Below are 12,413 nucleotides of genomic sequence, written 5' to 3' on the forward strand. Positions count from 1 at the left end.
ACATCCGTATTTTCTCACTGGCTGCAAGATTACCCAGTATTGATAGTGCTTGCAATACTATTCATCAAATATCGCTAACTATTCATACTGGTTATTCTGCAACTCATTAAGAGTTTAGAATAAAGTGTTGCGGATGTTACGTAATCTGAGGATATATTACCAGGTATTTATAAATTGACTGGGGTTTCAGTTCGATAGGTCAAGTATAGCCAATAACTAAATGCGATAATGAAGGCAAAAGAGGCAGGGAAAGCGAGTGCCATAATTTCGAAGCGTTGGAACAGACAAGCGCCACTTAAGCCGCCAAATAAGAAGCCAACGACAATGAACATCAGCAGCTTTGCTTTACGGCGGTCAAAAGGCATTCCCTTTAAGCGAGCACCAATCATGATCCCAAGATCGGTAATGATCCCGCTCATGTGTGTTGTTCGAATGATCGCACCGCTGTAAGTGGTGATCATCGCGTTCTGCAAACCACACGCGGCTGAAGCGAAATACTGACCTGAAGTGTAGCCTTGTAACAATGCCCACAGCGCCAAGAACAGCAATCCACCCTCTATACATAGAGCAACACCATAACGACGTCCTAACTTTAATGCTTGGTTTTCAATAAAGAATCCGCTGAATGCCGCACCTAACATGAAGCTCATGATAACCAATAGCAGGTGAACAGAAGCCGAGGTTGGTGTGAGTAGGCTGCTGCCTAGTAAAGACATGGTACCTGAAATATGGGAGATAGCTTGGTGTTGGAAGCCAAGTAAACCGATAGCATTAACGCTGCCAGCAAGACCAGCTAGTAGTAAGGCGCCGTATTCAACCCAGCGAGGCAGCTTAGAAATCATGTGGTTCACCCTAGGTTAAATAGAGGAGCAAGATTATAACGCTAGCGAAAAGATACGCTAGCGTTGTGGTGCTTTGATATTTGATCTTAGGCAACAGTATTGCAGTTTGTTTTAATGCTGTTGTTTTGTAGAGGTAAAGGGCAGCAATAAGCTAGTTGTAGTGACTCATTTGATGGTCGAATTTGACCCAACCGTGTTTACGTTCTTCGTAGACTGAAAAGCTTGGTAACGGAAAGTCTTGCTCTTTAAATAACCCGAGTGGGACGATGTAAAAGTCGGCGGCGGAAACCGACTGCAAAAGCATGGTGGTGCCACACTTAGGGCAAAACTGATAGGTGACTTCATTACCGGTATCGCTGATGCGTGAGAAAGAGGTCACTTCGCCATTGAGTGTGACTTGTTCTATTGGGTACCGAGCCTGAACGCCGAACACACTTCCGGTGCGTTTCTGGCACTCATAACAATGACATACCGAGGTTCGTTGAGGTTCACCTCTGCATACTAGGTTGACTGCTCCACAGCGGCATTCGCAACTTCTGATATTTCTATGTTTTATATGATTGATATCCATCCATGCTCCACTTCTCGTTAACCCTGTATTGATAATTATACTAAAGCCCTTTATGGTCTGCACAACTGGATGAAAACAAAAGAATATAATTGCCCATGAAAAAGAAAATCTTACCTATACCTCTGATTCTACTGATTCCAATCGTCATGTTAGTGGTGGTGATACTGGCGGGTGTTTATCGCTTTAGTTTAAGTGATGAAGAAATTTTAGCTAAGTTTCCTTCTTCTCAAGTCACTTATGACCCAGTCGTAGAAACCGTTTTTGATATGAAGACAACCAACCCATGGACAATCAAAGTACCTGAAACCAACGCATACGCTTTTATTAATGAAATCGATGCACCAAAAGCAATCGCGTTTGGTCGCTATGATTCAGGGGTAGAGCGTGGTGTGGTGACCGTCGATACGAAAAGCCTTTCTGCGGTAACCTTGGGGAATGTGAGCTTTTTTATTGCGCCAATGTGGATATCGAACCAAGGCAGCGGTGTATTTTATTACCTTGGTCTGTTTAAACATGATCAGCAGCGAAGCCGTGTAGTGTTAGTTGACCAACTTCTCTTGGGCGATCGCGTGCAAATTCAGACTTTGGATGTTGCCGAACAGCCAGATTCACAATTACAGAAAAAACTCACTGGGGAAGGTTTTATCGGCTTTACCCAGCATTCTGCGGAACAATCATTTGCAGAAGCACCTTCTGAAAAGGTGTTAATGAGCTTTTCTTTTGATACGCAATCAATTGGTAAGCAATAACGTTTTGTTAGTGTAAGGATCTGTTGTTTATGTGAGCCAAATTACATATTATCTTACGTAGATGAATGAAATTTAGACACTCATAGCCTTGTGTCTGCTTACTTTACAAATGGAGCTTGCAAATGATTAATAAACGTTTTTTTAAAACGAAAGATGAAGTTGAAGTGACTTTTGAGCTAGAAGCTCAAGAAGCGAATTCTGTGTCTATCGTTGCTGATTTCCTTGATTGGAAAGCAACGCCAATGAAAAAGTTGGCGAAAGGGAAGGTATACAAGTTTAAAACTCGCTTGCCTAAAGATGGCGAGTTTCAATTCCGCTACCTAGTTGATGACCAACAATGGGTAAACGATTCGAATGCTGATCGTTATATCCCTAATGAGTTTGGTGAAGATAACTGCCTAGTGTCGACGGTTAACGCTTAGCCTTTTTCCGGAAACTAGCAACTAATTCGCTTCGTTTATTAATTAATCGAAACGGAATAACGTCGACCAATAGAAAGCAGAAACTAGCCGTTTCTGCTTTTTTATTTTCAAATTTAGCGGTTAATTTTATTTTTTGTTTAATGGTAATTAGTCTACGGCAACTCAATGACTTAGGGTAAGTTGGGCAGATTCACATCATATTATGACAATGCATTGATGATTTATGCGTTTGAAAAGCATATCCTATGCCTTTATATCGTAGAAAGACCTGTTTACCGTGTATTCAAAAATATTTCCCTCTCCGTTTGCTGAGCTTTCACCTGTAAAAAAAGTAGCTATTTTAGGGCTGCCACTTATTGCAGCGATTGGAGTTGCTCTGCAATCTTCGCAATCAAATCTGACAAAAACGATCGAGCTTGATCTACCGGACTCAACGGTTATTGAATCTATTCTATCGCCTTCTTCTGTTACCGTAATTGAGCCGCCGACATTTGAGTATCAAATTCAATCTGGCGATAACTTGAGTAGCATTTTCACTCATCTTGGATTTTCTTATAAATCGATGATGAGCGTGATGGAAACCGATTTGAACTTCCTTGCTTTAGATACACTTCGTCCGGGTAACACATTACGCTTTTGGCGTGATGAAGCGACCGGCGACCTTTCTAAAATGGAACTTCAGTTTAGTGTTGCAGACAAAGTGGTTTACCAACTGCTTGATGACGGCAGCTACGAATTCGAAGACATCTCTATTCCTGGTGAATGGAAGCAAAAGCCTTTAGTGGGTAATATTCAAGGCAGTTTCTCTATGTCGGCGAACAAGGTTGGCTTGAGCAGTCTTGAGATTGACCATATTGTGACTCTTCTTAAAGACAAGCTGAATTTTAGCCGAGACCTACGTGCTGGCGATCAGTTTGAAGTGCTTCAAAAAGCGCAATATGTAGATGGTGTTGCAACCGGAAAACGTGAAATTGAAGCAATTAAGATCATGAATCGTAACCGAGTTGTGTCAGCGTACTTACACACTGACGGGCAATATTACGATGCTAATGGCGATAGTTTACAACGCGCTTTCCAACGCTACCCAGTGAGCAGTGGTTGGCGTCAGAGTTCTCAGTTCAACCCTAAGCGCTTACACCCTGTGACGGGCCGAGTCTCACCACATAACGGTACAGACTTCGCGACGCCAATTGGCACGCCGGTTCAAGCAACGGGTGATGGCAAAGTTATTATGACGCGTAAGCACCCATATGCCGGTAACTACGTGGTCATTCAGCACGGCAGCACTTATAAAACACGCTACCTACATTTGAGTAAGATCCTCGTTCGTAAAGGACAAACGGTATCTCGTGGTCAGCGTATTGGTTTATCTGGTAAAACTGGTCGAGTGACAGGCGCACACTTGCACTATGAGCTGATTGAACGTGGTCGTCCTGTTAACGCAATGACAGCTAATATCCCAATGGCAGATTCTGTGCCTAAAAAGGAAAAAGCGACGTTTGTAGCAGCAAGAGATGAAGCTGATAAGCTGTTAAAGGTTGCTTTAGAAGCTCAATCTAATAACAGCTAGTTGGATCTCTTAGAGATAACCCAACATTAGGCTGTTAATCATCAAGCAGTCAGCTAAAACCGCGAGAGTATCACTCAGAATAGAGTTATGCCCTCGCGGTTTTTTCGATCCTAAATTAATACAACGGATAGCGGTTTAAGCCAAAGGCTCCGAATGCGTGATATAGCTGACGATAGCCTCTGGTCGCATCGGTGGTGAGTAGAAGTATCCTTGGATTTTGTCACATCCCATTGCGTGCAACTTTTCTAATTGCTCACGCTTTTCTACACCTTCCGCAACCAATGATACATTGAGCCTATGAGCGAGTTGGATAATCAACCAAACGACGCTCTCGGAAGTTGAGTTAGTCAGCAAGTTACGGATAAAGGTGGCATCAATTTTAATGCAATCTATGGGGTAGCTGTGAATATAGTTCAAACTGGAGTAGCCCGTACCAAAATCGTCTAGTGCAATTCTAAAGCCTTGCCCTCTCAAAAAGTTAAGTGCCGATTTTGTCTCTTGGGTTGGAGATAACAACACCGTTTCGGTTAACTCAATAACAAACTCATTGGCTTTAAAATGGTGTTGTTCAATGGTTTGAGTGAGATAGGAAATGTAACGCTGAGAGTCGGTAAGCTCATGAGCTGAACAGTTGATTCCAAGCTTAACCTTGTAACCTAAGCCTTGTTCTAATGTGGTTTTAGCACGGCACACTAACTCGATAATACGTTCACCTAACTCAACAATCAGCCCAGACTCTTCAGCTACTTGAATGAACTCCACTGGCGATATGTCACCATGTCTGGCGGTTTTCCAGCGAGTCAGTACCTCGAAGTATTCCCATTGTGTGTCACCTTGACTGACAATTGGCTGCACAACCACATACATACCATTGTCATTAGGTACATAACTATTTGACACCGGGTTTTCAAGCTCACTTCGCAGAGCGGCGACTAACTCGGCCTTTCTTTGGTAGCGTAGCCTTAGATGGGTGTCATAACATTGAATGTGAGTATCTTGGTTATGTTTGCACTCCTTTAGCGCCAAGCTAGTGTTGAAAATGATTTGCTCGATGTCTTTGGTGTCTCCGTCTGAGCGTGCAATACCGATGCTAACGTCAAAATCGATCTTGATATCAACACTACTATAGCCTTGTTTTATTTTGGCCAGAATTTCTTCGCATACGGCGATTGGATTAGAATGATAGGTGATAAAAGCAAACTCATTACCCGCAGTCCGGAAAGCCAGATTGCGCTCGGGTAAGGTGCGGCGCAAAATTTCAGCGACATATTGAAGTACTTTATCGCCAATATAATTACCGTATATATCATTAATCGCTTTGAAGCTATTGATGTCGAGTAACCCGATGGTGAACGGTGTGACGCTCTGTTGAGTAATAGATTCCAAGGTATCTGATAAACAACTTCTGTTTAGTAACCCGGTAAGGCTGTCGTGTGACACCTCATAACTGAGTTGATTCACCAGTTGCTCTGAGCGATCGTTAAACCACATTTCTCTTAATGTGTGGATTATGATGTCTGCGAATAGTTGATGGTGCTTTATCGCATCTTGTTGCTGATCTGGGCTAATAGGTGTAGTGAATGTCGAAAACAATACCCCCATAACTTCACCACTTTGAGTACAAGTAGGGATAGCAATAGAGTTTTGAGAGGTGATTTCTCGTTTAAACGCCGACGTAGGTAGAGATTGAACGATGTATTGTGCAAAGGAGCAATCTGGGTGGTTTTGATTGATTGCTTGCTGATAGATTTGACCATGACGAGGGTTGATCTTGTCATGTAATACATGGTCAGAATGTGCAATCACTAAAGGAATGATTTGGTCTGGGAAGTACTTTTTCTCGATAATGCTGGTGTATTGTGTCCCAAAAGCTTGGTGTAAGGTGAGTACAGCTGACTCTAGAAGGTCGACTCCTTCCAACTTTAACAAGCGGCCAATGCGCTCTGTGTTTATTATGCTGCTTTGTGTATGTTGAGTCATAGTCACCATCCGTAGTTAACCAGAGTCATCGTGCATAAGTTGATATGCGTCTTGTTTATTATTGACCGAGTTGTATACCTTTTCAAATTTATTTGTGACTAAATTCACAAAATCTGGGTGCTACGCTCTTTATCTAGCCTCTCTTTAAGATGATCCAAAAATAGTTTTGTTCGTGTATGAGAATAATCAAGCTTAGGGTAATAGGCGTAAACCATCACTTCGTCGGCGGTAATATTTGGCAATACTGGAACTAATGTCCCTTGTTTTAGATCTTCTTTGATCATCGCTTTGATGGTTAACAATACGCCCATTCCTCGCTTGGCTGCGTGAAATAGAGCCTCTGGGTTGGTTGTCGCAAAGTTTCCATTCAACGTGATTCGTTGACCTTTCGTCAGCGTAACCTCTCGAGTGGGACGCTCGCCCCAAATCAGCGAATTGTGTTGTTCTAAATCTTGCTCGCAGCTTGGGTAACCGTGTTTAGCCAAGTAGCTCGGAGCGGCATAGAAACCAGCCTTGTGCTCAAACAAAGGTGTTTTTTTAAAGCTTAACGAGTTGAGTTGTTCAAGTTCGCGGCTTATCACCAGATCTAAGCCAAGTTCAGGCAGTTGCCCAGAGGTGGTGGTGATGAGCTGTACCTTAATATCCGGATACTTTTCAAGGAAGTCGTCCATGTGCTGAACCAGAAACTTAGAGCCGACCGCGATGGTCGCACCTATCTTCAGTAAGCCTGCAGGAGTTTGGTTAACTGAGCGGGTTTCATCAATGATCGACTGCCAGTTATCGAGTTGGTCTTTGGCTCTTTGGTAAAATAGTGCGCCCGCTTCGGTTTGGCTGATTGAGCGAGTCGTTCGCTTTAAAAGTTGAGTGCCAATGCGCTCTTCAAGCCAGTTTACTCTTTTACTGATCGCTGAGCTTGTGGTGTTGAGTTTACGCGCAGCACCGTTGAAACTGCCTTCTTCCACCACTCTAACGTAGCTCTTTACGTTGAGAATCCAATCCATATTGTTTCCTGTTAGGACTTAATTAAATTCCAATTTGGTTAATTATCAATTACTGGTTTTGAATATAAACTTATATCATGAACAAATATCAAACGAATAGGGAATTTTTTGAGCCAATCGACCTTTAAAAAAACGCCGTTACTTTTAGCAATGATGATTATTGCTACGGGGCAGGTAGGTGTGAGTATCTATTTGCCATCTTTGCCGTTAATTGCTTCTGACTTAAGTGTGACTCAGGTAGATGTACAGCTGCTCGTCACGCTGTTTCTTGTGGGTTTTGGCTTGTCTCAGCTATTTTACGGACCTATGTCTGATGCGGTGGGAAGACGGCCTATCTTCTTGTTAGGTCAGGGCGTTTATTTGATTGGTACTATCGTTTGTGTCGTGTTTTCTGACAACATGCTGGCGCTAGAGGTTGGCCGTTTGTTGCAAGGTTTAGGAGCGGGTAGTGCTTCGGTTCTCGGACGAAGTGTGCTCCGCGACAGCTATGATGGCCCTCAACTGACCAAAGCGTTGTCTTATATCTCGATTACGGCTTCTATTATGCCGATCATTGCGCCGGTATTTGGTGGTTGGATTTCATTTCACCTCGGTTGGCAGGCGGTGTTCCTGTTCGTTTTATTGTACTTATTAGCGATATTTACGCTGGGTTACTTTGTACTTCATGAGACTTTGCCATACGGAAAGAGCCGCTTTGAAGTCAGCCAAGTGGTCAAGAACTATGGGCGTTTGTTAACCAATCGCCAAGTGTTGACCAGTGCCAGTTATAACTGGATGAGCTACATGGCGAGTTTGGTTTCGTTGTCGTTGTTTCCATTCTTAATGCAAGAGCAATTGGGGCTGACTGCCGCAGAATACGGAACATTGATGATTGTCCCTTCGGCAGGCTTGCTAGTAGGTAGCGTCGCTTTAAACTTGCTCAATCGTAGGTTTAGTACGCCTCAACTGATGAGCCTAGCTATCTTTATTATCTTGGCGTCGGGAACTTGGCTTTTGACTCATGAGTTATCCATCTTTAACTTAGTTTGGGCGTTTACTTGGCTGACTATTGCACAGGGTATCTCTTTTCCTCTCTCTATTAGTATGTTGTTGGAACCACATAAGAAACAAGCTGGTGCGGTCTCTGCATTGTCGGGTTCAATTCAGATGTGTTTGGCGGGTTTACTTGGTGGGTATCTCGTCGAGAGTTGGGTGACGACTTACCTACAGCTGGGTGTGTTCTACTTGATTATTGGGGGAGCTATGGGAGGCGTGCTTTGGTCTTCAATCAAAATGAACAAGAAAGATGATACTGTTGAAGTGGAATATAGCTAAATGCCTAGTTCACTATCGTCCAATGCACCATCGTTAATACGTTGTATTTGTGCTGATGGTTTTCTACAATGCTTCGGTCCATTGAATAGGTAAAAACAAAATGCAGCAAAATGAATTTGAAGTACTGGTAAAAGCTATCTGCGCACTAGATGGCCTGCCTCAAGCGCTTGAGCTATTGAAATCCAATGAGGATACAGAAGTCGCTGAGGCTGCTGCATCACTGACGGGGCAATTTGCACTAGCTGAAGTGGAAGGCGAAAAGCGAATTTACCACGTAACGCTTCAAGAAAATGAACAAGGCGAAGAGCAAGAGTACATCGAGCATGTCATGAATGAAGGCGATGACTTAATCAAATTTGCAGCTTGGTTCTTTGAAACGATGTTTGAATTGAAGCAAAAAGATACATACCAAATTGCCGGTAAAACTTACAGACAGCCAAAGCGTAGCTAGGTTTCTCAGTACAGTATTTTCGAAAGCAGCTCACTTGAGCTGCTTTTTTTATGACTGTTTAAACCAATGTTTTGGATTGTTCATAGAAATAGACATTAAGGTCAAACCAGACTTCATGTTAACTCTTTGATATAAGGATATAATGTCGATCTGCGCAAAGATAAAAACAGACTTATTGCAACTAAGTTAATTCAGTTGCAATAAAGTGTGATTTAGATCTTGTTTTTGGGCGTTTTAAGTGTAAAATCCGCGCTAAAGAAAGTTGATTATGTGCGGAGATAAGCATGAACTACGAACTAGGCCACGCATACCTTGGTCAAATGGCAGCAAAAAACATGATGCACGAAGCAATGTACGGCAAGTCAAAGCCGAAAAAAGCATCATTCATCAAGCGAATGATGAAGAAAATGGCTAAGTAACCATTTTCCAAAACGGAATTTTAAAAGGCCTTAAACTCGTTGAAGTTTAAGGCCTTTTTCGTTTTAGCGATTGGTGAAGTTATCGCTTTGTTTTGTTGTGGATGGACACAAAAAACACTAATTTCTCGTCTGACTAATGGCTCTTAATGAATTTAACCAGCAGATTGATTGGATAAGTCGACGACATTATTAGGGATGCTATCTAGGCCATTCTCTTTCATCCACGCTTCTAAGTTGTCCGCGCCACCGATGTATTTGCCATCCAGCCAGATTTGCGGAACGGTTACGGGTGTTTTCTCACCAATGTGCGCTTTTACTTCAGGAATCATGCGATACAAAGCTGCGCTGTCTTTTACGACATCGTGGTATTGGTATTCGACACCTGCTTCATCAAGCATTTTCTTTGCTTTAACACAGAATGGGCACGTCGCCTTACCATAAACGATGTTGCCTTTTAAGCTGTCTCGTTTGGTCCACTCTTTAATCACTGATTGAACCAAGACTCCGCGATTAAGCGCTTCGCCTTGGCTTACAACTTTGCCTTCAACAACAAGGATGGGAGCATGCCAAGAACCTAGTTTTAACGGTTCCCACCAGTGAGACAACCAATCTTTCACTTCCAGTTCGACATCGACATCGGCCAACTCATTTTCAAAAGTATCCTCAAGAATGTCTTTGGTAAGGGTACACTCTCCACATGGGATGTTTACTTTAAATGGACCCCAGCTGCCTGCCCAACGGTATAGTGTAATCTTGACTGGTTTCTTCATGGTTACGACCTCGCTTAAAATTCTCTTATCAATATAGAACGGACAGTCGAACTATTTATTTCATCGACTTTAAACTTTCTTAACTTTCGTCGGTTTTTTCGTTTCCCAATGGGTAATGAACGCAACAGAAGCAATGATAATCGCAGCCCCTAGCCATAAACGACCTGGTGGAACCCAGCTGAAGACTAGCCAGCCAGCCAAGACATTAAGTGGTAATTTCGCGTGATCAAACGGTTGAACGAAAGAGGCATCAGCGACCGAGTAGGCTTTTACAATCGCCCACTGAGCCAAAGCTGTCATAACACCGATAACGATTAAGATAGCCCAAATAGTGCCGCCACTTGGCATTTGCCAATCAGGAACGGCCAGCAAGATGTTAAATGGCGTAATCAATAGAAGAAGGTAAACCACCATGGTTGAAGGGCTGTCTTGTGAAGAGAGCTTTTTCACCATCAGTGAGTAGCATGCCCAGAAGAAAGCTGCACCAACGGGTAGTAATGTAGCCCAACTAAAGTCTTCGGCCCAAGGCTCTAGTATCACCATAGCTCCAGCGAAGCCGGCTAAGGTCGCGCCCCAGCGAGCTGCGCCCACTTTCTCTTTGAGGAAAAGCCCTGAACCTATGGTGGCGAAAAGTGGCGACGTCATGAGAAGGGCAATGCCTTGCCAAATAGGCACTGGGTAAGCCAGTGCCCATATCCAAAGTTGAATACCAATAACTGACAAGAATACACGGAATACGTGCAATTTGAGGTTGTCGGTTTTTAGTGCGCGGCGAATACCTAGCGTTTTCAGATAAGGAAGAATTGCGAACAACGCGATGGCGTATTGAATGACGGCAACGGTGGTAGAAGTAAGTCCGAAATGAATGCTAGCAATTTGAGTTAGGCTATTGATAACGGCAAAGGCTAGACCTGCGGTTAGCATCCAGCTAGCGCCTTGGATCGGATGATGTTGTGACATGATGCTTCTAATTATTTGATGTGGTTCACGTATGATACGGATTTAGCACCACTTAACCAGAAAAAGCATTGAAGAAGTTAGTCAGAATATTTGAATATGAAAAAAGGTTGAGCTATTGCCCAACCTTTTTAGTCTGAATCTAAAGTCGATTTAGATTAGAAGTCGTAACGGATGCCAGCTTGTAGTTGGTCATCTTTATTATCTAGCTGTTCAAACTTGTAACCCGCATATGTACGAATGTGGCCGTTGAACTTGTATACCGCTTCAATTGCAAAGTTATTTGCTTCTTCGTCAGTCGCTTTATCAAACTCACCGTAGTTGTACACGCCAATGAGTGATAGCTGTTTAGTTGCTTTGAATTTGGCGGAGAGTTCGTAGCCAGTGTAATCTTCATCTGCAACTGAAGCCATTGTGTATAGGCCTCCCACCGTAAACGCGTCCATAGAGAACTGAGCTACAAGGTTGATTTGATCATCATCGAAGTTACCATTCTTTTGAGAAACGTAACCCGCACCAAGGTCAAAAGCACCTAGGTTGTACATAGCAGCGAGGCCAAAACTATCTGCATCTTTCTCGTTTGCAGCTATGTAGTTAGCTTGAACGGTCAGTGCATTGAACTCACCGGAATAAAGGAAGTTGTTCTCGCGTTTGTCTTTGTTACCAGCAACTGCATCAGCAGCATCTGCCCCAAATGTAGCCATGGTATCTGTAATATCAGTTAGCATTACTTGCGCAGAATCTTGCTTACCGTAAGAGAACTCACCGAATTTGGTACCTAAACCTGCGTAGTAGTAGCGATTGGTAAGAGACTCATTTTCAATTTTTACAGTATCGCCATTTCCGTCTTCGAACTCTGTTGTTGATGCGCTAGTGAACTCTGCTTCATACTTACCGAATCCATATAAGCCGTCAGAAAGCTCTGACTTACCTGAAATATTCACACGTGCACGCGATTTGTCTTTGAAAGAGCTGTCAGATGCGCTTTCGTTGTTGTCAGAGATGTTGAAACGAGCTTCAGCACGACCGCCAATCTTGAGCTCAGTACCATCAGAGCTGTAAACTGTTGCTGCTAGAGATGAACCTGAAACTAGTGCTGCTACCACTGCAGAAGCTAGAACTGCCTTTTTCATAATCACTTACCTTGTATTTTAAAATCCGTGAGCAATGTGCTCTCCGTTTCGATATGAAGCTAATTTAGAGCAGGTAAATTAAGCTTTCATTTCTATAAAATTACATTTTCGTGAATGGGGAACTTTTTTAAGCATTGATTTTATTGCGTTTTTATTTCAATAGACTGAGTGTTCTGTGAATAGTTATATAAGCCATGTGTACTTTAGTAGTGACATTCGCAAGTTTTAATTCGG

General features: G+C 42.9%; 13 protein-coding genes. 6 read left to right on the top strand and 7 right to left on the bottom strand.

Features of this window, described 5'->3' with window-relative positions; all coding sequences use genetic code 11:
* Positions 1-167: 167 nt before the first annotated feature.
* Complete coding sequence (locus tag OCV56_RS23695; protein WP_086712838.1) at positions 168-842, bottom strand: YoaK family protein; 675 nt, start codon at positions 840-842, stop codon at positions 168-170.
* Between the two features lie 151 nt (positions 843-993).
* Positions 994-1,476: a GFA family protein gene (locus OCV56_RS23700; RefSeq protein WP_190960440.1), complete on the bottom strand. Its 483-nt coding sequence runs from the start codon at positions 1,474-1,476 to the stop codon at positions 994-996.
* Positions 1,477-1,508: 32 nt separating this feature from the next.
* Between OCV56_RS23700 and OCV56_RS23705 the strand changes: the two genes are divergently transcribed.
* The 3 genes from OCV56_RS23705 (at position 1,509) to OCV56_RS23715 (ending at position 4,154) form a co-directional block, all read left to right on the top strand.
* Positions 1,509-2,162: a hypothetical protein gene (locus OCV56_RS23705; protein ID WP_086712840.1), complete on the top strand. Its 654-nt coding sequence runs from the start codon at positions 1,509-1,511 to the stop codon at positions 2,160-2,162.
* 122 nt (positions 2,163-2,284) lie between these two features.
* A complete protein-coding gene (locus OCV56_RS23710) occupies positions 2,285-2,584 on the top strand; it encodes an isoamylase early set domain-containing protein (RefSeq protein WP_017630092.1) in 300 nt (99 codons plus the stop codon).
* 277 nt (positions 2,585-2,861) lie between these two features.
* Positions 2,862-4,154 (top strand): peptidoglycan DD-metalloendopeptidase family protein, encoded by a 1,293-nt coding sequence (locus tag OCV56_RS23715; RefSeq protein ID WP_086712841.1) that lies wholly within the window; start codon positions 2,862-2,864, stop codon positions 4,152-4,154.
* 135 nt (positions 4,155-4,289) lie between these two features.
* Here the strand turns inward: OCV56_RS23715 and OCV56_RS23720 are convergent, their stop codons facing one another.
* Together OCV56_RS23720 and OCV56_RS23725 are read right to left on the bottom strand one after the other, a co-directional pair.
* Positions 4,290-6,134: a putative bifunctional diguanylate cyclase/phosphodiesterase gene (locus tag OCV56_RS23720; RefSeq protein ID WP_086712842.1), complete on the bottom strand. Its 1,845-nt coding sequence runs from the start codon at positions 6,132-6,134 to the stop codon at positions 4,290-4,292.
* Between the two features lie 104 nt (positions 6,135-6,238).
* Positions 6,239-7,135 (bottom strand): LysR family transcriptional regulator, encoded by an 897-nt coding sequence (locus OCV56_RS23725; protein ID WP_086712843.1) that lies wholly within the window; start codon positions 7,133-7,135, stop codon positions 6,239-6,241.
* 108 nt (positions 7,136-7,243) lie between these two features.
* Between OCV56_RS23725 and OCV56_RS23730 the strand changes: the two genes are divergently transcribed.
* The 3 genes from OCV56_RS23730 to OCV56_RS23740 all read left to right on the top strand — a co-directional run bounded on the left by OCV56_RS23730 (position 7,244) and on the right by OCV56_RS23740 (position 9,319).
* Positions 7,244-8,449, top strand: a complete 1,206-nt coding sequence (locus OCV56_RS23730) for a multidrug effflux MFS transporter (RefSeq protein ID WP_086712844.1) — start codon at positions 7,244-7,246, stop codon at positions 8,447-8,449.
* 100 nt (positions 8,450-8,549) lie between these two features.
* Complete coding sequence (locus OCV56_RS23735; protein WP_017057980.1) at positions 8,550-8,900, top strand: hypothetical protein; 351 nt, start codon at positions 8,550-8,552, stop codon at positions 8,898-8,900.
* A 284-nt stretch (positions 8,901-9,184) separates the two neighbouring features.
* Positions 9,185-9,319, top strand: coding sequence for a hypothetical protein (locus OCV56_RS23740; RefSeq protein ID WP_004737777.1), 135 nt, complete (start codon positions 9,185-9,187; stop codon positions 9,317-9,319).
* 152 nt (positions 9,320-9,471) lie between these two features.
* On the opposite strand, the gene OCV56_RS23745 is transcribed toward OCV56_RS23740, so the two are convergent.
* From OCV56_RS23745 to OCV56_RS23755, 3 genes are all read right to left on the bottom strand, one after another.
* On the bottom strand, positions 9,472-10,089 hold the full coding sequence (locus tag OCV56_RS23745; RefSeq protein ID WP_086712845.1) for a glutaredoxin domain-containing protein: 618 nt from the start codon (positions 10,087-10,089) through the stop codon (positions 9,472-9,474).
* Between the two features lie 69 nt (positions 10,090-10,158).
* On the bottom strand, positions 10,159-11,049 hold the full coding sequence (locus OCV56_RS23750) for a DMT family transporter (protein WP_086712846.1): 891 nt from the start codon (positions 11,047-11,049) through the stop codon (positions 10,159-10,161).
* A 155-nt stretch (positions 11,050-11,204) separates the two neighbouring features.
* The gene (locus OCV56_RS23755; protein WP_086712847.1) at positions 11,205-12,179 is read right to left on the bottom strand and encodes a porin; all 975 of its coding nucleotides are present in this window, start codon (positions 12,177-12,179) and stop codon (positions 11,205-11,207) included.
* Positions 12,180-12,413: the final 234 nt, after the last annotated feature.

The sequence above is a fragment of the Vibrio gigantis genome (genome assembly GCF_024347515.1).
GTDB classification, from domain to species: Bacteria; Pseudomonadota; Gammaproteobacteria; order Enterobacterales; family Vibrionaceae; genus Vibrio; species Vibrio gigantis.

What these genes read in the sequence shown, in the direction of transcription:
- OCV56_RS23695 (WP_086712838.1), bottom strand. Translation starts at nt 842, where the DNA reads ATGATTTCTAAGCTGCCTCGCTGGGTTGAATACGGCGCCTTACTACTA.
- OCV56_RS23705 (WP_086712840.1), top strand. Translation starts at nt 1,509, where the DNA reads ATGAAAAAGAAAATCTTACCTATACCTCTGATTCTACTGATTCCAATC.
- OCV56_RS23710 (WP_017630092.1), top strand. Translation starts at nt 2,285, where the DNA reads ATGATTAATAAACGTTTTTTTAAAACGAAAGATGAAGTTGAAGTGACT.
- OCV56_RS23720 (WP_086712842.1), bottom strand. Translation starts at nt 6,134, where the DNA reads ATGACTCAACATACACAAAGCAGCATAATAAACACAGAGCGCATTGGC.
- OCV56_RS23725 (WP_086712843.1), bottom strand. Translation starts at nt 7,135, where the DNA reads ATGGATTGGATTCTCAACGTAAAGAGCTACGTTAGAGTGGTGGAAGAA.
- OCV56_RS23735 (WP_017057980.1), top strand. Translation starts at nt 8,550, where the DNA reads ATGCAGCAAAATGAATTTGAAGTACTGGTAAAAGCTATCTGCGCACTA.
- OCV56_RS23740 (WP_004737777.1), top strand. Translation starts at nt 9,185, where the DNA reads ATGAACTACGAACTAGGCCACGCATACCTTGGTCAAATGGCAGCAAAA.
- OCV56_RS23745 (WP_086712845.1), bottom strand. Translation starts at nt 10,089, where the DNA reads ATGAAGAAACCAGTCAAGATTACACTATACCGTTGGGCAGGCAGCTGG.
- OCV56_RS23750 (WP_086712846.1), bottom strand. Translation starts at nt 11,049, where the DNA reads ATGTCACAACATCATCCGATCCAAGGCGCTAGCTGGATGCTAACCGCA.
- OCV56_RS23755 (WP_086712847.1), bottom strand. Translation starts at nt 12,179, where the DNA reads ATGAAAAAGGCAGTTCTAGCTTCTGCAGTGGTAGCAGCACTAGTTTCA.